Annotated in this window: 25 protein-coding genes and 1 pseudogene; 5 read left to right on the forward strand and 21 right to left on the reverse strand. The window is 44.6% G+C overall.

Going from position 1 to position 21,672, the window contains the following annotated elements:
• From ACLWBD_RS09425 to ACLWBD_RS09440, 4 genes are all read right to left on the reverse strand, one after another.
• A complete protein-coding gene (locus ACLWBD_RS09425) occupies positions 1-1,677 on the reverse strand; it encodes a hypothetical protein (RefSeq protein WP_413568014.1) in 1,677 nt (558 codons plus the stop codon).
• Between the two features lie 87 nt (positions 1,678-1,764).
• Complete coding sequence (locus ACLWBD_RS09430) at positions 1,765-2,502, reverse strand: hypothetical protein (RefSeq protein WP_413568015.1); 738 nt, start codon at positions 2,500-2,502, stop codon at positions 1,765-1,767.
• On the reverse strand, positions 2,499-3,179 hold the full coding sequence (locus ACLWBD_RS09435) for a tetratricopeptide repeat protein (protein WP_063207055.1): 681 nt from the start codon (positions 3,177-3,179) through the stop codon (positions 2,499-2,501). Before ACLWBD_RS09435 ends, ACLWBD_RS09430 begins: the two co-directional genes overlap by 4 nt.
• Before the next feature lie 51 nt (positions 3,180-3,230).
• Positions 3,231-3,944 (reverse strand): hypothetical protein, encoded by a 714-nt coding sequence (locus ACLWBD_RS09440; protein WP_063207052.1) that lies wholly within the window; start codon positions 3,942-3,944, stop codon positions 3,231-3,233.
• Between the two features lie 150 nt (positions 3,945-4,094).
• Here ACLWBD_RS09440 and ACLWBD_RS09445 point away from each other — a divergent pair, with 150 nt between their 5' ends.
• Entirely contained in the window at positions 4,095-4,397 is a 303-nt protein-coding gene (locus ACLWBD_RS09445) for an HU family DNA-binding protein (RefSeq protein ID WP_301335618.1), read from the forward strand.
• Here ACLWBD_RS09445 and ACLWBD_RS09450 read toward each other — a convergent pair.
• Positions 4,389-4,805, reverse strand: a complete 417-nt coding sequence (locus ACLWBD_RS09450; RefSeq protein WP_413568016.1) for a DUF4339 domain-containing protein — start codon at positions 4,803-4,805, stop codon at positions 4,389-4,391. The genes ACLWBD_RS09445 and ACLWBD_RS09450 overlap by 9 nt on opposite strands.
• Positions 4,802-6,439, reverse strand: coding sequence for a ChaN family lipoprotein (locus tag ACLWBD_RS09455; protein ID WP_413568017.1), 1,638 nt, complete (start codon positions 6,437-6,439; stop codon positions 4,802-4,804). The genes ACLWBD_RS09450 and ACLWBD_RS09455 overlap by 4 nt, the downstream gene beginning before the upstream one ends.
• An 82-nt stretch (positions 6,440-6,521) precedes the next feature.
• On the opposite strand from ACLWBD_RS09455, the gene ACLWBD_RS09460 reads away from it, so the two are divergent.
• Positions 6,522-7,727, forward strand: coding sequence for a DsbA family protein (locus ACLWBD_RS09460; RefSeq protein ID WP_413568018.1), 1,206 nt, complete (start codon positions 6,522-6,524; stop codon positions 7,725-7,727).
• Positions 7,728-7,731: 4 nt separating this feature from the next.
• Here ACLWBD_RS09460 and ACLWBD_RS09465 read toward each other — a convergent pair whose 3' ends face one another.
• Positions 7,732-8,319 carry a hypothetical protein gene (locus tag ACLWBD_RS09465; RefSeq protein ID WP_063207040.1) on the reverse strand — a complete coding sequence of 196 codons (588 nt, stop codon included), beginning with the start codon at positions 8,317-8,319 and terminating at the stop codon, positions 7,732-7,734.
• Positions 8,320-8,462: 143 nt separating this feature from the next.
• Here ACLWBD_RS09465 and ACLWBD_RS09470 point away from each other — a divergent pair, with 143 nt between their 5' ends.
• Positions 8,463-9,581, forward strand: coding sequence for a hypothetical protein (locus ACLWBD_RS09470; RefSeq protein WP_413568019.1), 1,119 nt, complete (start codon positions 8,463-8,465; stop codon positions 9,579-9,581).
• On the opposite strand, the gene ACLWBD_RS09475 is transcribed toward ACLWBD_RS09470, so the two are convergent.
• The gene (locus ACLWBD_RS09475) at positions 9,578-9,904 is read right to left on the reverse strand and encodes an STAS domain-containing protein (RefSeq protein ID WP_063207034.1); all 327 of its coding nucleotides are present in this window, start codon (positions 9,902-9,904) and stop codon (positions 9,578-9,580) included. The two genes, ACLWBD_RS09470 and ACLWBD_RS09475, sit on opposite strands and share 4 nt — an antisense overlap.
• Before the next feature lie 129 nt (positions 9,905-10,033).
• Between ACLWBD_RS09475 and ACLWBD_RS09480 the strand changes: the two genes are divergently transcribed.
• Entirely contained in the window at positions 10,034-12,445 is a 2,412-nt protein-coding gene (locus ACLWBD_RS09480; protein ID WP_413568020.1) for an LPS-assembly protein LptD, read from the forward strand.
• A gap of 74 nt (positions 12,446-12,519) precedes the next feature.
• Here the strand turns inward: ACLWBD_RS09480 and ACLWBD_RS09485 are convergent, their stop codons facing one another.
• The 10 genes and pseudogenes from ACLWBD_RS09485 to ffh all read right to left on the reverse strand — a co-directional run bounded on the left by ACLWBD_RS09485 (position 12,520) and on the right by ffh (position 18,572).
• A complete protein-coding gene (locus ACLWBD_RS09485; protein WP_063207028.1) occupies positions 12,520-12,855 on the reverse strand; it encodes a hypothetical protein in 336 nt (111 codons plus the stop codon).
• A gap of 32 nt (positions 12,856-12,887) precedes the next feature.
• Positions 12,888-13,178: pseudogene (locus ACLWBD_RS09490) on the reverse strand (YraN family protein); the annotation flags it as partial.
• Between the two features lie 49 nt (positions 13,179-13,227).
• A complete protein-coding gene (locus ACLWBD_RS09495; protein WP_081111018.1) occupies positions 13,228-13,941 on the reverse strand; it encodes a ribonuclease HII in 714 nt (237 codons plus the stop codon).
• A 231-nt stretch (positions 13,942-14,172) separates the two neighbouring features.
• The gene (gene rplS / locus ACLWBD_RS09500) at positions 14,173-14,550 is read right to left on the reverse strand and encodes a 50S ribosomal protein L19 (protein WP_063207025.1); all 378 of its coding nucleotides are present in this window, start codon (positions 14,548-14,550) and stop codon (positions 14,173-14,175) included.
• 48 nt (positions 14,551-14,598) lie between these two features.
• Positions 14,599-15,189, reverse strand: coding sequence for an RNA methyltransferase (locus ACLWBD_RS09505; RefSeq protein ID WP_413568021.1), 591 nt, complete (start codon positions 15,187-15,189; stop codon positions 14,599-14,601).
• A complete protein-coding gene (gene trmD, locus ACLWBD_RS09510; RefSeq protein ID WP_413568022.1) occupies positions 15,182-16,009 on the reverse strand; it encodes a tRNA (guanosine(37)-N1)-methyltransferase TrmD in 828 nt (275 codons plus the stop codon). Before trmD ends, ACLWBD_RS09505 begins: the two co-directional genes overlap by 8 nt.
• Entirely contained in the window at positions 16,010-16,525 is a 516-nt protein-coding gene (rimM, locus tag ACLWBD_RS09515; RefSeq protein WP_063207015.1) for a ribosome maturation factor RimM, read from the reverse strand.
• A gap of 93 nt (positions 16,526-16,618) precedes the next feature.
• Positions 16,619-16,858, reverse strand: a complete 240-nt coding sequence (locus ACLWBD_RS09520; protein ID WP_041875527.1) for a KH domain-containing protein — start codon at positions 16,856-16,858, stop codon at positions 16,619-16,621.
• Positions 16,859-16,922: 64 nt separating this feature from the next.
• Positions 16,923-17,171: a 30S ribosomal protein S16 gene (gene rpsP / locus ACLWBD_RS09525; protein WP_041875524.1), complete on the reverse strand. Its 249-nt coding sequence runs from the start codon at positions 17,169-17,171 to the stop codon at positions 16,923-16,925.
• Positions 17,172-17,240: 69 nt separating this feature from the next.
• Positions 17,241-18,572 (reverse strand): signal recognition particle protein, encoded by a 1,332-nt coding sequence (gene ffh / locus ACLWBD_RS09530; RefSeq protein ID WP_063207012.1) that lies wholly within the window; start codon positions 18,570-18,572, stop codon positions 17,241-17,243.
• Between the two features lie 166 nt (positions 18,573-18,738).
• Between ffh and ACLWBD_RS09535 the strand changes: the two genes are divergently transcribed.
• Entirely contained in the window at positions 18,739-19,077 is a 339-nt protein-coding gene (locus tag ACLWBD_RS09535; protein ID WP_413568023.1) for a hypothetical protein, read from the forward strand.
• 28 nt (positions 19,078-19,105) lie between these two features.
• On the opposite strand, the gene ACLWBD_RS09540 is transcribed toward ACLWBD_RS09535, so the two are convergent.
• Genes ACLWBD_RS09540 through ACLWBD_RS09550 form a run of 3 tightly spaced genes read right to left on the reverse strand, consistent with a single transcriptional unit; the run spans position 19,106 to position 21,668 of the window.
• Positions 19,106-19,927, reverse strand: a complete 822-nt coding sequence (locus tag ACLWBD_RS09540; protein ID WP_413568024.1) for an MBL fold metallo-hydrolase — start codon at positions 19,925-19,927, stop codon at positions 19,106-19,108.
• A 53-nt stretch (positions 19,928-19,980) separates the two neighbouring features.
• Positions 19,981-20,754 carry an ABC transporter permease gene (locus ACLWBD_RS09545; RefSeq protein ID WP_063207003.1) on the reverse strand — a complete coding sequence of 258 codons (774 nt, stop codon included), beginning with the start codon at positions 20,752-20,754 and terminating at the stop codon, positions 19,981-19,983.
• Positions 20,751-21,668: an ABC transporter ATP-binding protein gene (locus ACLWBD_RS09550; RefSeq protein ID WP_063207000.1), complete on the reverse strand. Its 918-nt coding sequence runs from the start codon at positions 21,666-21,668 to the stop codon at positions 20,751-20,753. The genes ACLWBD_RS09545 and ACLWBD_RS09550 overlap by 4 nt, the downstream gene beginning before the upstream one ends.
• Between the last annotated feature and the right edge of the window lie 4 nt (positions 21,669-21,672).

Genomic DNA, 21,672 nt, shown 5'->3' on the forward strand with positions numbered 1-21,672 from the left:
CTACGCCTTCCTGCTATATGAACTCATCTTCACAGATAAGTTTTGCATATCCTCCTGATGGCGTCTATTCATTCTATCTAATTGATCCTGATGAGACTCGTTGAGTTGAGCTAGCTTCGCCTCATACTTCATCGACAAGGATTCTTTTTCCATCTTTACGGCTTTTTCACGCTCGCCAGAACGAGTAGAATAAAGATTTTCTAGGCGTTTGATTTCCCGGTCGTTGCTATCCTTCAATTGAGATAATTTGTCCTCATAATTTTTGATAGTCTGCTCAAGCTTCGCGTTAAAACCGGCTTCCATATTTCTAAAGCGCTCAGTCATAACCTTATTGGTCGCGGTCTGGTCACTCACCGTCTTTTCGCGGTACGAATCCATACGATCCAGATAATTCGATTTTACGACATCCAAGGAATCCGTATAGTAGCGTTCCATGTCTTCCGAACGCTTATTCGTCAGATCCAGAACCTTTTTAACGCGGCCTTCCGCATTATTAGAAATTTGCGTCACCTGATCCTTATGCTGTTGGATCATGTTTTCACGCTCTTCGCGGTGACGAGCATTTGCCATGGTCGACTGAGATTTATTTTCGCGATCTGCGTTTCTTAATAGCTTACGGTTTTCGTTCAAAACCTTGCCTATTCTTTCATCATTCAGATCTTTCATTTGATCAACAGCATCTTGTCTTTGCTGATCCACAAGATCAAAACGCTTTTCATAGGCTTCCGTAAGGTTGCGACGCTCTAAACCACGCAGCCTTTCGTTTTTGGACATCTCGTTATTCAATTTACTATTCAGACGCTGAATTTGGCTGTCACGAGAACGAACTTGCGAGTTCACCCGCTCATTCACAGAATCGCGGAAGGATTGATTTTGATCATCCATCACATCCGTTTTTTTAGCCAAGGCGTTTTCGTATTTACCACGGATGGCCTCACGCTCTCCATCTAGGATCATTTGTTTCATCTCGAGATTATCAGCATACTCCGCATTTTTGTTAGCTACAGTGTCTGAATATTTCTGCGACCAACGAGAGTTGTCAGCTTCTCTTTGGCGTTCGCTTTGACGAAGACGGGATTCGTAAGACTTACGCATCTCATTGGCATTTCTATGCTGTGAGCGCAAAGACTCGTTGTAACCCGCTTGCATAGCGTCTTTTTCTTTTTCATGAGCGGCATTTAATTTACGGGCATTATTGTGCACAGTTTGCTGGGCCTTCAGACGATTTTCTTCAGACATCTGAGCAAAGCGTTCATCTCTTTGCGCCACTTCATTATTCAACTGTCCAACAAGGTTTTCTTTTTGGGATTCCGTGATTTCTTTTTGCTTACGCAGAGTGCCCTCGTAAGCCGCCTTCTGCTCTTCACGCGAGTTGTAAGCATCTTCCATCTTATTGCGCAAAGATTCGCGATACGTCTGGCGTACCTCGTCAATCTTGCGATTGTTTTCAAAATCTCTGTCACTTAAAGTTTCACGATTGCGCTCTTTGAGCTCCGCAATCCGACCTTCATAATTATCAGTGATATTACGAATTTCTTCGTGATGACGTTGCTCTAAACGCTTGATTTCAGCGTTACGGCGTTTAGCATTTTCTGATTCACGGTTTTCATACTCTTCACGAGTTTGGCGAATCTTGTCATCCTGACGTGCGCGATCCGAAGATGAAATAGAAGACATCCTTATCCTCCCAGACCACAGATTAACATTAGTCTTTGGAAGAAACTTCTATTCAACAGTGTCGTATTTTAAAAACAGGACCGGAGTCTAGCGCTCAAAGACCCTTTGATGGTACAGACGCTTCATTTCCTGGCGCTCCGCCTCGATGCGGGCCTTACGAACCTGCTCGGCGCGCTCTTTTTGCTTCTCAGAGGCGATCTCACGCTCAACAACGTTTTTGTAAATCAGAGCGCTTTTTTCAGTCAAATCACCCCAGTTCTCGCGCAAATGCGAAACCATGGCGATGAAGTCTTTCTTAGATCCTTCATACATCAAATTCCAAAGTGGAAGATGCGATTTCATGTCTACAGGCTGAATCATTCCGTAATCAGTTTGGCCTTTAGAATTCACGCCGGAAATCCAGAACTCAAATCCCTCTGGCAAACTCAAGGTCTTACCATCACGAAGAATCACGGTCAGAGTTGCATCCATATTACGAACAAGCACCTTGTTTCCCTGATCCACAACGAAGTACTGACCCTGTGTAGCTTTCAAAGTCCCATAAAGAGTTTCTAGCTCTACGTTTTTAGATTTTTCCATCCATACTGCACCGTTGACAAAACGCCACTGATCCGGAGCCAGACGAACCAATGTTGAACCATCTTTAGCGTGAATCTTTAAGCTTTCACTTGAATAGTGCAAAGCCTTCCCCGTCACCTGCAAGGCGCAAGTTTCTTTGGACTTTAAACATTCTGAAGGTTGTTGAAGAACATCCCCGGAAGCACGAACTCGCACTTCCATTTGAAAAGCCATGATGAAAATGAGGACACGGAAGAACTTCTTCATTTGTATTCTACACTCTGAGCTAGCTTACGAGCCTGTTTTTTGAGATCGTCATTTTTGAAGTTCTTAAAAACGGTCTTGTAGATTTCAGAAGCTTCTTCAGTTTGATTGTTGAACTCACTGATTTGACCCATTCTTAAAAGAATAAAGCCCGTCAGCTCATGCTGTGGAAACAAAGTCACCATCGAGTCAATTTGCGTAAGACTGTTGCGGAAGTCCTTTTTAAGGAAATAGCTTTCAGCGATAAAAAAGTGTGACTCGACCACGTGCTGAGAAAGCGGATATTTATCAAGAAGCTTATTAAACTCCCCAATCGCCTTGTCATAGTCTTGATTGTTAAAGTACTTCTTTCCCTTTTCAAAGAAAACGCCTGATAGATCCAAGGAGTCTTCACTAGCTGGCGATCTCACGACAGAGGAAAGATTCTGCAGTTCATACTTTGCTTGAAGTTTTTTATCCTCGGGAAGAACCTGCGCGACAGTTTGCTGAAAGTCCTTCAGCTGATAGCTTAAAAGAGAGTTGTTAAACTTCTCTTTTTCCACCTGTTTTTGCAGATGTGCGAGCTTTAATTCATACTGTTCATGACCATTGAAATACCCCACAAAAGAGGCATAGGCACCTAGAATGCCGACCGTCAGTGACAAACAAAAAACTATGAAAAAAGCGTTTTGATTCTTCATGTCTCACTTATCGGCAAAAACCGATAAAAATTGAGACTGAAAGGCCTCGTATTATTTTGAGACTGCCTTCTGGTCGTAGGTGTAGACCACTTCAGCGTCGAGGTCTTTAAAGCTTCCACCTACCTCGATCTTCGGAGCCACTCGCCCTTTCATAACCATAAGCTTTTTAGAGTCATGGGAATACCAAAGATAAACCGGATCCACCAGGGCGGCGATCACAAAACTTGTCGGCTTCATTCGAAGCTCCATCCATTTGTCAGTTCCCTTATCGAGATCGCTCATTTTCTTTAAGGTGAATCCCACCGTTTCCAGTCGGTCCCAGACCGCAAAGCGCACCTCAAGCTCTTTCCCAGACGAAAGCTTTTCCCAGTTTTCCATAACCACCGCGTTGAAGTTCGCGGTGGAAAGCAAAAGACCTTTTAACTTTTCATCCGATGTTTTCTTTTTACCGTTAGCCCCGGTGTATTCGAAATGAATCTTCTCACCCTCCACGGTGAACTTTCCCTTTTCCGAAGTTTGCGGACGCTCAATTTCATAGCTTTTCACTTGAGCTTCTTGAGTCACGCCTTTTTCTTTGACCACCGTTTTACCATTCAGATCTTTATAAACAGCTTCACTATGAACCCGTCCTCCAGCTTCTGAAAACTGAACTTCCAAAGTGTAGAGTTTTTTCGTTTGTTCGGATTTCAAATCATACAGATTTGCCGTGGAAACAATTTGAGTGAATCCCACAAAAGGCACCAGTAACGCGACAAAGAGGCTCATGAGTCTTCTCCTGGATATTTGTCTAACAATATTAGATGTCACTAGAAATTGGAAAGCTGATCCTTAACATTCAGAAATTTTCCGCGTCACATCTAGACCCGACTCTTATTCAACGCATTTCCCTTGACGATTTTTCGAGCCAAAACTAGTTTGAATCCTTCGATTAAGGAACCGCGTTACATGAATAAAGCACAATTGGTCGAACTTGTTGCTGAAAAAACCAAGTCGACAAAAAGTCAATCCGAACAGATTCTCGACGCCACTCTGAAAGTGATTCAAGAAGCGCTCAAAAAAGGCGATGAAGTAAAACTCGTGGGATTTGGCACTTTCTCTCGCAGTGCTCGCAAACCTCGCCAAGGAAGAAATCCTAAAACGGGTGAAACAGTTAAAATCCCCAGCGCCTATGTTCCCCGATTTAAACCCGGAAAAGATCTTAAAGACGCTTTAAATTAATCCGGCGAATTCAGGTCGGTCTTGAAGCCTGCACCAGCCACTCAAGCCCGACTTCCAAATATATTGCTCCCCAACTACTTTCTGGGTTGTAAGCATTTCGCGCAATTCGCGCACAGAATAAGGTCCTTGCTGCACCAAAGACTTTCCTGATTCAGAAGGACTTAAAAGCACCCACTCTTTTTCATCTTCAACAATGTCTTGCCCTGGCATAAAAGTTTGCCCAGCAGGAAAAAGGTATCGCTCAAATTCCGCAAACTCGCAGGCCGCTTTCCATTCACCTAAACTGTCGTTACAAATCAGATCATAAGGACCCACGTCCCCACGATGAATCAAAGAACGCATTTCTTGGAGCGACAAAGGACCTTGAGGCTTTAAATCTTTGTTGTAAAACCACGAGTTGCTTTTCATAACTTTTCCTTCTTGCTGTGAAACAAAGTCGGCAAACTTTCAATCACTTCTAGCATATCATAGTAGGCCACTTGAAAATGTTTGCTATCAACAGGTTTCGCTAAAAAATGTCGCAGTGTTGTTGTTGAAACCATCTTCTTACGATAGCCATTATAAAGTCTTTCACCCAACATACCACCCAGTAGTTGCGCCGCAATCATGTAGCTCCACTTCTTTCGTGGCTTGGCTTGCAAGCGATGCCCGGGAACTCCAGTGATAACCATCAACTCATGCATTTTTTGCGCTAGCGCCAACTGCAAAGCCTCTTTACCCAACTCAGAAGGTCCCCGCGATGCTAAGCTTGCTTTAATGTCCGCAATCGTATCTGTTTTTCTTTTATGGTTGATAATTTTAGACCCAAAATAAGCCGTGCCTTCAAGCCAAATCAGACTCAGAAAATCAGACGGCACATCCGTCGGCAACTTCGTCATTGAACTGCTTTGCGCGTGAACGTAGCGCATGGCTAACGAAGCCGCATGATTCACAGTCGCACGTGCCAGATAAGCGGCCTTGATCTCTGGAAGATAAAAAGACATTCCTTCAGCAATCATGGATTCAATCCAGCGCAAGGTTTTTACATCATAGGATTCGCGGGCCTGTACCCAAAATGAACTGTCTCGCGCCGTGTACACTGACAACGCATCCACTGAAACATTTAGCCCCAGTTCTTCGGCAATGATTTTTACATAGCGACCGACATGATCGGTATAATCTAATTGCTCATCATCGTCGTCATCATCTTCGTCTTCATACTGCAAACCCAAATCGTAAGTTTGCTCAAGGTACATGAGATAATTTTGCCACTTCACCCAAGGTGGCACACTCATCAGGCAAAAAATATTTTGCGAAAGTCGCACTAAGTCTGTCGAAGCCTCAAGTTCTTTATTCAGTAACTGAAAATAGATGGATTCGGAATTCTGAAAGATACGCAGAATCTTTTTAGCGAAAGGTTTCCCCAGAATTTTTGTGGTTTCTTCCGGAATATGGGGTGCAGCCAAATGCAAATCCCCGTAGATAACGAAAACCAAATGATCGGGAAACTCACTGACGAGCTCTGCAATCTTTTTACCAGCAAAGACATCCCGGGATTTCAGAGTGATGGCTGTTCTTTTTTTATAGCTCTTATTCAATCCGCGAACAGAAATCTTATGTTTCTGAGCCCAGCGCATTAAAGGACGATAGTGCTCCCAAGGAAATCCCCATTTCGACTGCCACTGCACGGCTTTTAAAAATTCTTTTTCCGAAAGTTTACCCGAAAGGTATTTGTCGATTTTTTCTTGATCTGCAGCTTCGAAAAACTCCACCGCTAAAACAACTTTGCGCCCCTTAGGCAGGCTGCGCAGTATTCGCAATTGAGCTTTCTGTGATTGATGAAGTGCGTGAAAATCACCTATCATCACGACTTGAGATTGCGACACCTGCTCCCAGAGTGCTTCTTTATTAGACGCTGTCCATTTTTTGAGAAACTCTTTATTATAAGTCTTATGGTAGCGCATTAACTCAGGCGTGTCCTCGCCCAGTCTGTGGCGAACCTGACGTTGCATTTGGAGATAAAGCTCTTTGCGGATGCGAATCCACTTCTGTAAGTCGTTCAATGCTGTCTTCCTTGATAGCGTGCTTCCGATTTTTACATAATTTTGATTGATTTCAAACACGAATCTACGATTCAATGGGAGCATGAAAAATACAGCATCTAGCAAAAAGAAGTTTTTGAATCTTGCCCTGATTGCCACTTTGATCGCCATCGGCGTGCATCTTTACCTGACTCTTCACTACTATGGGTTGAAATATGGAACAGCTGAGGGCGGTTCCGCATGTAATATCAACGAAGTCCTTAATTGTGATGCTGTAACGGCGAGTAAATACTCGGCTCTTTTCGGAGTTCCGGTGGCCCTTTGGGGAGTCGTCACCAACCTGGTACTTCTTTACTTTTTGGCGGTGACCCGCTTCAACATGGTTCAAGATCAAGGCAAGACGTCTCGCTACGCTTTCTTGTTCTCCGGAATTACGATCCTCGGCACCTTGGTTATGGCAGCCATTTCGTTATCCTTTATGAGCAACTTGTGCATCTTCTGCATTAGCGCTTATGTTCTTTCTATCATCGGATTTATCGGCATCTGGTTGGGCGCTGAAGACCTTTCTGTCGCGAATCTTGTCGAAGACGTTAAAGACATCTTCACGACAGAAAAATGGGTGGGTGGATTCTTACTTGCTATCCCCGCTTTCGCTTTTCTTGGAAACATTATGTATCTTGAAAGCCATGGTCTTTCGGACATTGAAAAAATGGCCAAAGAAAAAGTGGCTTATTGGGCCGCGGCTCCCCAACAAACCTTTGATCTATCTGCTGGTTTAACTTTGCAAAAAGGGTCTTCTGAACCGGTCATGACAATTGTGGAGTTCGCAGATTTCCGTTGCCCACACTGTAAGCACGCTGCACCAACCCTTCATGCTTTCACAAACAGCCATCCGGATGTAAAATTGGTCTTTAAACCTTTCCCACTTGATGGAACTTGCAACGAGGCTATCCGTGGCGGCGGCGATGGCATCTCATGCGGACTGGCATCCGCAGTTATGTGTGCAGAAAAAATGGGTCAAAAAGGTTGGGCGGCGCACGATTACTTCTTCGACAAACAAGAAGAAATCATCCGCGCAGGCAACTTAGATAAAAACCTTGAAGACGTTTCTAAAGCCACGGGTCTTGCACTTGAGGAGTTAAAAACCTGCGTGAAGGATCCAGCCACAGCAGAACTGATCCGCAAAATGGCTAAAGAAGGTGAAACAGCTCAGATTCAAGGAACTCCGACTGTTTTCGCTAACGGTAAACTTTTGAGTGGCGGGCAATTGATTCCTATTTTGGAAGCCGCTTATAGAAGCTTAAAGTAATAGTTTAAAAACCTATGGATTCGGCGAGCCAGTCTGCAAGTTTGCCGAATCCATCATCAAAGACCAAGAAACTTGTCTTTGCCAGGCCGTGGACGATGTCCATCCAGAAGGCCAAAATAATGATTCCCAACACAGCAAACCACATGGCTTTCACCACATAGATAGTGGAACGCACGTCTTGAACGCGCAAGTCTCCTTGGATTTTCTCAACTATTTTAAGAACATATTGAAGCTCTCTAAAGTGCTCTTTGAATTTTTCGCGCAACTCTTGTTGTTTGGCGCGCGTTAAAGAATTGATCCCCGGGAAGCTTCTTTTAGCCTTGATGGCGTAAATCAAGTCTACCGAATGATGAATGTAACGAGTTACTTTAGATTTAAAGTTAGGATACTCAGACGGCTTTTCAAGGAAGTCTTTAAGTTCCTCAATCGCCCGGTCATAGCGCTCATCCAACACCCAAGTTAGAATATTGTAGCGAATCGAATCCGGTCTTCCGAAGTCGGCTTTATCCACACCCACGTCAAAAAACGCAGATTCATCTTGTTTTTTCGTTTCAACAACGGCGTTGTCATCTTTGGGTACAGGTAATGCCATGAAGTCCTTTTCGGAAAAAACCCCAATTCATTGAAGCTTTCTTTATATTACCAAGGTCTAGTCTTATCGACCTAAGTTTGACGAGTCCTGTTTCATCTTGAGATTATGTAGCAAAGGCTACCTAGACTTCATGGAGGAGGGCTATGGAAACCGACTTTCAGACAGCTATTTTAGGACATTTAGACTTCGAAAACCCTCAGAAGACTGTGGGGCAAATTCCTTTGCCTGACGAGCTTCCAAAGCGCAATGACTACAGTCATCTTCCTAAAGAGATTCTAAAATCATCGACGGTGGAAAATCTTATTTCCCAAAACGAAGACTTGATGGCGCGCCTTAAGGTGGCTCTTCGCCGTCTTTCTTTGCTTGAAACCGAAAACCAAAGAATGACGGAAGAGACCGGCAAAGCTCGCCTGGCGCAATCTTCGATCACAGATCAGATTTTGGTTTGGAAAGAAAAAGACAATCTGTGGAGACAAAAAGTCGACCAGCTTGAAAGAGAAAAGGAAATTAACACGGAGAAAATGCGCGCGTTGCAGGAAAAATTGCAAAATATGGGCGCAGAACTTTCTCGTCATGTAAAATACCATGACCGCATCAAAAATCAGGTGAAGCCTTACATCTCTCAATTGAAAGAATATTCTCGCACACAGGATTTGAAACTTGCAGAGACCGAGAGCTCTTTAGCACAAAAAGAAGCGCAGCTTCGCGATCTTCGTCATCAAATCATCGAAGTGACTAAAAATTCGCGTTACCAAGTTGAAGCATCCGAGAAAAAAGCTCAAGAGATGGTTCAATTCTATGAGGCGCAAATTCAAAGCTTAAGCCGCGAAGTTCAGCAGCTTCATCAAATTCAAGAAGAACTTGAAGTAAAGACTTTGAAACTGCACACCGCTCTAGAACGTCAAGACACTTTAGAAAACGAAGTTGTGACACTTCGCCGCACTAAAGAAGACATGAAAGAGCGTTTGGAAAGCGAAATCGAGCGCCAGCATGAGCGCATCAGCGAACTGACGAAGCAGAATCAAAAACTGGGTGTTGAGCATGCAGATCTACAGATTCGCGTGGTCGAAGATCAAGAGCGCATCCAAAAATTAGAAAAAGAAAATTTCCAATACATGGAGCAGCTGGAAAGTCTTCGCTATATGTGGAATGCCAAGAATGAAGAAGCAGAAAAACTCAAGGCTGCGGCCGCTGCACTAGAGCGGATCAACCTTGAGCTGAGTCAGAAGCTCAACGAGCTGCGTAAACAGGACGGGCTCTAGAAACTTTGGAGAGCCCCTTCGATACTTTCATGAACCTCAAGGTTTGCACACTCTGAAAAACTGAAAAGACGCTGGAAATCCGGGTTTAACCCCGCGATTTTCGCGTTCAGCTTTTTGTTGCAGTTCAAATCATTCAACACATTGAACAAGTTCTGAATGCCGGATGAACCCACAAAGCTTAGATTTTTCATGCAGAACACCACTTTTTTATCAGAAAAGTTTTGTAAGCACGCTTTTTTGAAAGACTGAGTTTTCTCGATCTCAATACGACCGCTTAAAGATACGATCGCAATATCCCCATCGAGCACGAGTTTTACTTGCATGAAAGACCTCACGTTAAATCACTGTGTCTTCTTGTCGGTGGGATTTTCTGACATTTTGAGTCCAAAAAGAGGCTGGGAAATAGGATTTTCTAACTCGACAAACGCCTAACTGGTCCCTACACTACTTTGGTGCTTCAGAGCTGGATCTTCTTGTTTTTATTCTTATTTGTGACCGTTTTCACGGGCACACCTCTATGGGCCGCCGAACCCACGGCGAAGATCCATGGCATCTTGATCAATGCCGATAGCATGTTTCGCGATACCGAAAAAGAAACGGCCGAACTAGAAGGCAATGTTCAAATCGTTTATCAAGGACAACACATACGTGCGGACCGCGCCCGCGTTCTTCTGCGCTCTCGTCAGGTGGAGCTTTTTGGCAACGTGGAAATCATGGATGCTAAGAACACGATCGTCGGCGATCAAGTGTACCTGGATTACGAAAACAACACTGGCGTCATTTACAACGGTTATGTTCAATCCGGCTCCATCACTTTTTCGGGAACTGTCTTACAAAAAACGGGTGAATCCGATTACGTGGTTTCTTCTGCTGACTACACGGCTTGTACCAACTGTCCTTCAACGTGGAGTTTTTCAGGAACCACAGTGCGTGCGGAACTGGGTGGCTATGCCTATATCAAGAACGCCGTTTTGCGCTTCGGCCACCTTCCTGTTTTCTGGTTTCCCTATCTGATTGTTCCACTGAAAAGTGATCGCCAATCTGGATTATTAACACCGACGTTTGAAGCCTCAGATACGGGTGGTTTTGCGATCTCACTTCCGTATTTCTGGGCTATTTCCCGAAGCAGTGATGCGACCCTCGAACTTAAAGATTATTCCAAGCGTGGCATGAAAGGCTTATTAGAGTACCGATACATGCTGAACGAAAACTCGGAAGGAACTTTGAATTTCGGAAGTCTTTTCGATAAAGCCTTCGCCAACGATGATCGTTTAAATCTTTATCGCCCGTTGACTGAAAAAAATGAACCCATCGAGCGTTACTTCGTCCGATACAGTCATTATCTAGAAATGCCCGACGGCGGAGTTCATCGCGCCCAGATCAATTACGCCAGCGATCTTCAATATCCCAAAGACTTCCCGACAGAAACTTTGAATCACGGTGACTCAGCGATGGAAAACCGTGTGTCCTACACAAAGAACACCGAGGATCAGCACATGAGTGTTGATAGCTCTTACTATGTGAACCTCTTGCATGGAGATCCTTTAGCGGGCAACAGCGATGCCGTACATCGTATTCCCGAGGTACGCTGGTCACACACACAGCAAAACATCGGCGAGAGCAACTTCATCTATGCGTTTGATTTAGATGTCGTGAACTTCACTCGCTCAGGCAACGCCTATGACGATATGACAACGCAGAATTCGGGCGACACTACAGTGCGCTTTCCGAAGAACAGCTGTAACGATCCTAAGTGGGAAGACAACCCCGCGTGTAAACGCGTGTACGATGGGTCATTTGATCCAAGTGTCGACTTGATCCGCACCGGACAGCGCATCGATTTTGAACCGACAGTCTATTATCCGATCAAGCTTGCTGACGGCTTGGACCTGGTTCCGGCGGCGGCCTATCGCGAGACTCATTATAACTTTAATATCGAAGACAACTCTCACGTCGTGCGACGCTATCTTCGGGCCGAGATCGGCGCCCGATTAAGCTTAAGTCGCGTCTATGGCGACACTGTCAGCTCTAAAGCCACGCGCTACAAACACGAAATCATTCCCGAAGTTTCTTACAGCAACCTTCCCTGGTTCTCACAAGATGAAAGCCCCTTTTTTGGTAAAGGCTCTGTCACGGATGCGCCCTACTCCGCTCGTGACAGTATCACCGACTTAGATATCGCCAGTGATTACAGCGTGCAGTTTGACTATAATGACCGCGTTTACGATCGCAATCTCGTGACGATGGCTCTTACAAACAAAGTCACTGAAAAACGCTGGGTGGGGGATCGTCCTGAATACCGTCAGATTGGCTATTTGAAACTGGCGCAGTCTTACGATGCTTCTCAACAGAACCGCGGGGGAAGTATCTATGAGCCGTGGTCGGACTTAACAGCAACACTGGATGTGCGCTTAGATCGCTTCCAAACTTATTCTATCTTTAACTACTTCCCTTATCAGAACGTCACGAACGCTTCGTCTCGTGTGCGTTTGATGAATGACCTAGGTCAATTCTTCCAAGTGCAATTGACTCGTCAGTATAAAATCACTCCGGGTCAAGCCGTTGATACCAGCGCTCGTCAAGAGGACTACACATTCTCTGCCGGCTTTGTTTCAAAGTATGTAAACTTGATGGGTAAATTCGTCTACGATGCCAACTGGGCCGACCGCAGCTCAGGCGATCAAATCAAGTCATGGGCTTACATCGCGCAATTAAAACCACCGGGAGACTGTCTTTTAGTCACATTCATTCATGACCAAGTCACTGGTGGTGATACGAACTTCAAGTTGAATTTCGAATTCACGTTCGACGGCGTACCAAAACCACCGCTTCCACCGGAAACACTAGACACTTACGGATTCTAGTTCTTAGTTTAAAAAATAAAAAAGGCTGAGGTTTCTCAGCCTTTTTATTTAGAATTCATACATTCAATTTGAATTTAGAAATCTAGAATGGTTTTAGAAAGCATGACGCCATCGACTTTTCCTTCTTGGAACTGCGGGACGATGGCAAAATCCGGAGCCTGTTGCATCTTAGGCTCTTGATTCATTTTCACCAGACCGTAAGCGATGCCCGCATACAAGCCAAGTGAAGCACCTTTAGCGACGTTATTCCAGCTTTCACTGGGCTTATCTTCAACCGCCAAACTCATCACTCCTACTGCGGCACCACCTAAAGTTCCCCATGCACAGCTTTTTAGAAAGTCACGAAGACCTTCGGCTTGGGCGGTTTGAAACTGACAAAGAAGAGCGATGATAAAAATAATTTTGCGCATACTTCATTGTCGCTTGCGATAAGGGGTTTTAGTCAACCACTGATGTCTTCAATAATGGTGACCGTTCCGTCTTTTGTGACAAAGGCCCAGTGAACTTCGACGAGGTTTTCGAGTTTGCTTGTTAAATACTGGAGCGCCCGCACCAAGCGAGCTTTTTGTTTCCACGAAATTCGATGCGGTTGAAAGTCCGCAATATTGGTGGTCTTTACTTCCACCATCAGGGCATGGCCTTCAGGAGTTTGAAAAATCAAATCCACTTCTGCAAAAGGCGTGACCACCCGTTGCGCCAGAAGTGTATAGCCTTTTCTTTCATAAAATTTTTGAACTAGTTTTTCTGAATCAAGCCCACGCTGATGGGCCCAATAAAGGGATTTATTCTTCGTCGACGACGAGTTCTGCGAGGTATTCTTTAACGCCCGCGAAGGATTTACGGTGCACGCTGCACGGTCCGTGCGCGACGATGCTGTCTTTGTGAACCGGTGTTGAGTAGCCTTTGTGAACTTCGAATCCATAAAGAGGATATTTTTCTCCTAACTGTTTCATCAGACGATCTCTTGTCACTTTCGCAACAATCGACGCCGCTGAAATCGGAGCCACTCGCAAATCCCCTTTAACCATAGTCGTTTGCTCAAAGCCTTCAAGTCCGGGGATCTTCATGTTGCCGTCAATCAGCACATGACCACCCTTCACCCCTAAAGCTTCAACCGCGCGTTTCATCGCCAGCAAGGAAGCCCGCAAGATATTCATCTCGTCGATTTCTTCTACTGTCGCAAAACCAATTCCTACATGATGTTCTTTTTGAATGAGCGCCGCCAATTCTTCACGACGTTCTTCGGATAATAATTTTGAATCAGTGACATCTTCAGCCAGAGCGTCCGATTTGAAGATCACAGCTGCTGCATAGACCGGCCCCGCAAGACATCCACGTCCCACTTCATCCACACCAATCACAGGCTCGGGAAAGAACTCGCGCCAGTTCACCTTAGGATACTCTTCCTTTTTGAGCGTTTTCTTAGGCTTCGCTTTTTTGAGTGTGATTTTCTTAGCTGCAGATTTTTTAGCGAGCGTTTTTTTCGATACTACCATGTCTTAGCGCCATCCCCACAAATCCTGCGCATATTAGACATAGAGCCAGTCGCGGTCACCGGAAAACAATCGCGTCGAAAACAAAAAGTTCTTTGGGATATTTGGCGAAATAGCCAAAGTTCCGTTGCACCTTTTGGTAGGAATATTTAGTGATGCGAGAAAAAAGAAAAGACCTAGAACGTGAGTCCTAGGTCTTTTTTAAATTTAACAGAAATGTTCTGTCGAGAAGAATTAAGCTTCTGCTTTAGCAGCAGATACTAGCTCAGATTCAATCTTCGCAGCTTTACCTTCAAGAGAGCGTAGGTAGTAAAGTTTAGAACGACGTACTTTACCTACGTTTACAAGCTCAACTTTATCAAGTGCAGGGCTTGAAAACGGGAAAGTTCTTTCAACGCCAACACCCGCAGAAATTTTGCGAACTGTGAAAGTTTTCGCAGCGCCAGATCCTTGGATCTTAGTTACGATACCTTTGTAAAGCTGAACACGTTCTTTTTCACCCTCTTTTACTTTAACGAATACGTTAACAGTATCACCAGAGCTGAACGCTTGAATATTTTTGTTAGCAGCTTTTACACTTACGCGACGAACGAGGTTTGTTTCTTTAGCCATTGCTTAATCCTTGTAGCAGTCAATTTTCACAAAAAGTAAAACAAGGGTCTACCATGGACCCATTACGCGGTCAAGACAGATACTTACTGCCGATCTTACTGAAAGATGGCGGTAGTCCTTGGGAGGAGCCCCTCGGATACTCTCCAAGACTCCAGAGCAAGACCCAATGAGTTGTTCTGTCATACCGAAACCGGTACCAAATAACATGAATACGGGCTTTTTTTCTACATGCATTTCATGGCGCAGCTCAGCAAAAGAGTACTTTCTTTTCGCCCACTCTACACGGGCCGTGGTGGCGATGGTCAGGCAGTCTGGAACATTCCAGTCGGCCAAGGCCGCTTCCACGCTGACAGCGGTTTTAACGGGGTTTAAAGCGGTTTTTCTCATAGGATTGAACTTCGAGCCCTGCCCGGTTCTCCAATGATCCAAGACGCGCTCAACGAACATGAGCTGCTCTTGCATGGGATGGATGATGTAATATTTTTCTACTCCAAAGACCGTCGCCGCTCGGGCGATGTCATGGATGTCGAAATTCGTGATATTCGTCGACACTGTTTTCTGCAATCGATCACGCACGGGATAGTGAACTAGACCGATTGTCAGTCTTGGAACATAGGGAACTTCAGCGGTCTCAGACATTGAAATCTTCCTCGCGCAGATCTTCTAAGCCCAGCACCTTTAAATCATTTTCACTGAGAGTTTTATAAAACTCGATCAGTTCTTTTAAAGGAGCGGCTGTCTTTTTTTTCTTCTGCGCCTGATACTTTTCGTTTTCTACTTTAAGAAATTCTTTAAATAAATCGGGACGTTTTTTAAGTGTCACAAGCGCTGATACTTTCTTCTTCCACTCTTCAATCACTTTGTGATTTCCACCAAGAAGAACCTCTGGAACTTCTTGCTCTAAATACGCGCGTGGTCTGGTGAAATTCGGATGCTCTAACAGCCCTTCAGAAAAACTGTCTTTATCTGCGGAATCATCGTGACCTAATACCCCGGGGATAAAACGCGCTAAGGCGTCGATCACAACAAGAGCGCCTAGCTCTCCGCCAGATAACACATAGTCCCCGATCGACACTTCCTGATCGACGTAGGAATTAATAATACGCTGATCAATACCGCCATAGCGGCCGCAGATAAAAACCAGATGCTCTTCTTTAGAAAAAGAACGAGCCATTTCATCTGTCAGAGTTTTTCCTTGGGGGGAAAGATAGATCACTTTGGAATTCTTATGTTGCACTTTCTGGAGCGTTTTTTCCAGAGTCTCAGGCAACATGATCATACCGTCACCGCCCCCAAAAGGACGGTCGTCCACAGTGCGATGACGGTCTTGAGCAAATTCGCGGGGCGTGTGCGCTTTAACCGAAAGACGCTCACTCTTTAAAGCCTGACCAAGAACACCGTGAGAAACCGCGGCGTCAATCATCTCAGGAAAAAGAGTGATCACATCAATCGTTAGCATCTAAGCGTTCTCGATATCAAAAAGCCCTTCAGGCAAATCCATCACCACAGTCTGGTGTTTGAAATCGATTTTTTTGATGAAAGCATCTACGAACGGCACTTCCACCTTTTTACCTGCAGCTTCAACGACCAATAAATCTTGAACACCGTTCGAAGAGAAATCCACGATTTCACCAAGAAGCTTTTGCTCTGGATCTTTCAATTTGAAGTTTTTGATTTCAGAAAGGAAGATAGTTTCCCCAGGCTTAGATACGAACAAGTCGTCGTCGACGAAGAACTCTAAATGCTCAACACCTTCAGCCGCCGTGCGATCCGCGATTTCAGCCGCCTTAACGATCAGACCTTTTTTAAAAGGCTTTGTTCTTTCCACAGAGAATGTGCGAATTTCATCAGAGTCTTTCGGTTTTAGACCAAAGCTCTTCATTCTTTTTGCCCAAGAGATATCGCCAGAAAAGATAAGAACATAAAGATCACCTTTAAGTCCATGAGCCTCGCGTACCTTGCCTACCAATTTCATTTCAAACCTCAGAAAAAAAATGAAGGGGTTGCTTGTGACAACCCCTTCCTTAGAGAATTTTATTTTTGCCCCTGTTGAGGACTTGCGGCTTAACTATTCTACGATATCTAAGTGATAACGCTTGTTAAGTTTTGTACCAGCTGCGCGGATGATAGTTCTCATTGCGGCTGCTGTTTTACCTTGCTTACCAATCACTTTGCCCAGGTCTTCTTTATCAACCTTCAAAGCAAGAAGAGTGGTTTGCTGACCAGGGATTTCATCAACTTCGACTTTTTCAGGCTTATCTACTAGAGATTTCGCCATGAACTCCACGAGGTCTTTCAAGCTATCCATAATTACCCCCACAACAGATAGTACCTGTCCGATATTCTAACGAAATCGGAACAAATGCCAAATACTATTTAGCTTGAGCCAACTTAATAACGTGTTTTACACGGTCTGTAGGCTGAGCACCTTTTTTGATCCACTCTTCAACTTTAGCTAGATCAAGCTCAACTTTTTTGTCGTTACCTTTAGGAGTTGGGATGTAAGTTCCAAGAATATCAAGGAATTTACCAGTAACATAGCGACGAGAATCAGCTACAGTGATGCGGTATTTAGGGTCGTGCTTTGCGCCCATACGAGCCAAACGAATTACAACTGCCATTTCTTAAACCTCTTGTTTCAAAAACAGTAAGACCAAGTGTGTACTGTGTTAACGATTAAATATCAAGCGTTAAAATGGGAACTTCATTCCACCTCGACCCATGCCCATTTTCATCATTCCACCCATCATCTTCTTAGCGTCCTCAAATTGCTTTACCAGCTTGTTCACATCTTGAACTTGAGTTCCGCTCCCCTTCGCAATACGCTGACGACGCGAAGCGTTTAGAAGCTTATGGTTGTGTCTTTCCTGATAGGTCATGGAGCGAATGATGGCCTCGATCTTTTTCATCTCAGCATCAGGTGGGGTCATATTTTTCAGCTGTTTGCTGAGTTCACCCATGCCAGGTAAAAATTTCAAGATGCTTTCAAAGCCGCCCATTTTTTTAAGCTGCTGGATCTGAGCTAGGAAGTCCTCCAAAGTAAATTCATTCTTCATGATCTTTTTCGCGGAATCACGCGCCGACTTTTCATCGATCACTTCCTGCGCTTTTTCGACCAAAGAAAGAACGTCCCCCATATCCAAGATACGCCCAGCAAGACGATCCGGATGGAAGACTTCCAGAGCAGAGACTTTTTCACCCACGCCCAGGAACTTAATTGGAATGCCTGTCACTTCACGAATAGATAAGGCCGCACCACCGCGCGCGTCCCCGTCTACTTTCGTGAGCACAAGTCCTGTCAGATTTAATTTTTTATGGAAACCTTCTGCGACATTCACAGACTGCTGACCGAGCATGGCATCGGCCACAAGAAGGATTTCTTGCGGAGTCCAAATTTCGCGAAGGCGGCCCAACTCGTTCATCAGTTCATCATCAACCTGCAAGCGCCCCGCCGTATCGACGATCACAACATCAACCATGTTGTCCTTCGCCCACTGCTTGGATTTTTCTAAGATCTCTTCAGGCTTCATTCCGACTTGAGTTGGGAAGGTTGGAATGTTGTTTTGACGACCTAAAGTCTGCAATTGATCGATGGCCGCGGGACGATAGATGTCCGCGGGCACCATGCCGGGTTTTTTACCCAATTTTTGACGAATATAAAGAGCAAGCTTTGCCGAAGACGTGGTTTTACCCGCCCCTTGCAAACCCACCATAAAGATCACGCTCGGATTTTCACGTACGTTGATATCAACAGCGCCGCCACCCAAAACGTTCACGAGCTCATCATGAACGATCTTAACGAACATTTGTCCTGGATTGACGTTTTGAAGAACCTCCGCCCCCAGGGCTTTGGCTTTTACCTTATCAATAAATATCTTAACGACTTTGAAGTTCACGTCCGCTTCTAAAAGACTGAGGCGGATCTCTTTAATGACGTCCTCAATGTTAGCTTCCGTGATCTTGCTTTGACCACGGACCTTTTTAAGGCTCGCCATAATCTTGTCAGATAAATTCTCGAACATGTGAAACTCCCGAAAGAAAGAGGTTTAACCTATCAAGAACCGAATGACAAAGAACCTTGCGACGCGCTGCACATACAAACACCTTGTAGAATTGTAAGGCGCAGAGCATTAGATGATTCATTCGGGCGGCTTTATGGTTATGAGAGACGCAAAAAGGGGCCCTACAATGAAAAAAATCATTCTTGTATCATTATTAGTAAGTACTGCAGCTCAAGCCCAACTTGTGACTTCCAATGCGGCAGCACTTGAGGGACTTAAAGACGCGCGCAAACAACTTGAAGTAAAAACTGAAAACTCAATCCTTGAAAAATTGGAAGCCGCTCGCTTGGAAGACGAAAGAAATCGTCGCCAACAATTTGAGTCTTTGAATTTCAGCGTCGTCAATGACGGAACTTCTTCTTACAACCATACGCCTCCTCAAGCTCCGGCAATGGCAGCTCCAGGATATGTTCCATCGGAAGTTCAACAGAACAACACGCAAGCTGTACAAACAGTGAACTACTAGTTCGCCATAAGGGGCCAACTTAAGGCCCCTACTTCGCTAGCTCCATGGCTTTGGCGACAGATCTGGCATCATGGCTCGGAACAATTAAAACTTCCGGGCTTCTTTTCTGAAGGGCTTGCAATTCCTGAATTCGCAGCATGACTTCATCAGGCTTATTATCGACGAACTTTTTAGAGAACCAGAATTTCGGCACGCCTTTCTCTATCGCATCGGCATTCCAGACTGTATCACCCACCAAGAAGATTCTTTTTTCGATCGACAGATTTACAAAAAGTCCCACTGAACCCGGAGTATGTCCCGGAAGACCGACCAGAACAAGCTTACCATCACCATAGATGTCACGGCTTTTGGGAAAGCCTTCATATTCTTTGGCCTCAAGTTCATAGGTTTTAAATTGGACCGTTTCTGGAAAAAGAGAAGGAAAAATCGCCGCGCTAGCATCTTTCGTTTTTGCGAAAGCCATTTCTTCAACCGTCACCTCAATGGGCAAATCTGGGAAGTCCGCAACACCACTGGAGTGATCGAAGTGCGCATGCGAAAGAATGATTCTGTCGAGTTTAATGCCTTTTTCTTTGATTTGTTCTAGAGCTGAAACATCCTGATTAAATTCCGTCGCAAGACGGGCCCACCAGACCATGTCTTGAACTTGTTCTTTCGCCTTCGTTCCCAGACCCGTATCAAACAGAAAGTTTCCTTTGGGATGTTCGATTAGAAATGCTGGATGAGTCATAGGGAAGCGCTTAAACCAAGAGCCTCCCTGAAGCGTCGTCGCCTCTAAAGGATCTATAGATCCCGTCTTTAGGACCGTGAATTTAACACTTTCGTTTTGCGACCACACTGGTAAAGACATTAAAAGAAATATATGGGGAATTGTTTTTACCAGTGACCGAATCTTCATGAAGTTTACCAACGTTGAAAAGAGCCTTTTTTTAGACTGAAGTGAGCTCCCGCATAGAAGAAGATAAATCCCAAAACGGATATCACCGCCGCTGTCCATACGTTAACGTCACTGACTCCCAGAATGCCGTAGCGAAGACCATTGATCAAATACAAAAGAGGATTCGCTTTTGAGACGGCCTGCCAGAATGGGTGCAGGTGTTCGATGGATAAAAATACTCCACCCAGATAAGTTAATGGCAAAAGGATAAAAGCCGAAAACGCAGACAACTGATCAAAGGTTTTTGCCCAGAAAGCCACACTGATACCGATCATTCCAAAAATCAAACCGGCAATAATGATAAAGAATAAAGTGACAAATGGATGAGCAATGGCCAGCCACTCTCCACGTTGATAATACATGAAGATAGATCCCACAGTGTAAGTGATCAAGGCGACAATGCTTCCGCGCACTAAGGCCCCTAAACTCATAGCCCAAATAATTTCTCGGTCGGTCACGGGTGCTACACGCAAATCCTCAAGGTCCCCAGAGAACTTTGAAGACACAATTGATGACGAAGAGTTTTGAAAAGAGTTATTGATCAAACCCATCATCATTAATCCGGGAATCAAGAAAGCGATATAGCTAACACCTTGGTGAGCGGCCATCTGTTCACCCAAGGAAACACCGAAAATCAAAAGGTATAAAAATGACGAGATGAATGGCGTCACCACTGTCTGCACAAGCACTTTCAGAAAACGTGCGATCTCGCGTTGGAAAATAGTTAAAAAACCGGTCATTGCAGGGCCTGCGCTTCTTTTTTACTTACAAGTTTAAGGAAGGCTTCCTCAAGATCACCTTCTTCAATTTTAACATCTTGAATGATGTTCACGGGAATACGGACTTCATTTAAGAAATCACCCAATGTTTTATTTTGGGGAACTACGAAAAGAAATTCTTTGCCGATCACTTCCATCAAATACGACGAGCGCACCTCATAGTGTTCAGTTAATATCAGGCGAATCTTTTTGTGCGTGTATTGGCGGATGATATCTTTGGTATTTCCCAACTCGACCAGACTGCCCAAGTTGATAATTCCCACACGATCACAAAGTTCTTCGGCCTCTTCGAGGTAATGCGTTGTCAGAAGAATGGACATGCCTTCGTTGCGCAGTTCTTGTACGAATCTCCAAAGATCTTCGCGCAGACGAATATCAACTCCCGCAGTCGGTTCATCTAAAAGCAGAAGTTTGGGATTGTGAACCAACGCTTTGGCAATCATCAAACGGCGTTTCATACCACCTGAAAGCTGCTTCACTTTTTTATGACGGTGTTCATAAAGAGCCAGCTTGCTTAAGACGAAATCGATACGGTCTTTGTTTTTACGAAGACCGTAGTATCCGGAATGAAACTCCAGAATTTCTTGAACATCAAAAAAGCCCGAGTTGATCACTTCCTGATGAACAACGCCGATTTGTTTTTTGGTGAACATCGGATCTTTGGCCACTTCAACACCGAATACTTTTACAGATCCTGAGGACGGTTGCTCCAGTGTCGTGATGGTAGAAATGATTGTGGTTTTACCTGCGCCGTTAGGCCCCAATAGGCCAAAGATCTCTCCCCCTTTGACAGAGAAAGAGATTCCTTTGACAGCTTCCGTTTTTGCGCCTTCGTATTGTTTACGCAGGTCTTGAATTTCCAAAGGTAGGTTCATGCGA

Origin of the sequence: Bdellovibrio sp. HCB117, from assembly GCF_047305915.1 — a bacterium.
GTDB lineage: Bacteria > Bdellovibrionota > Bdellovibrionia > Bdellovibrionales > Bdellovibrionaceae > Bdellovibrio > Bdellovibrio bacteriovorus_B.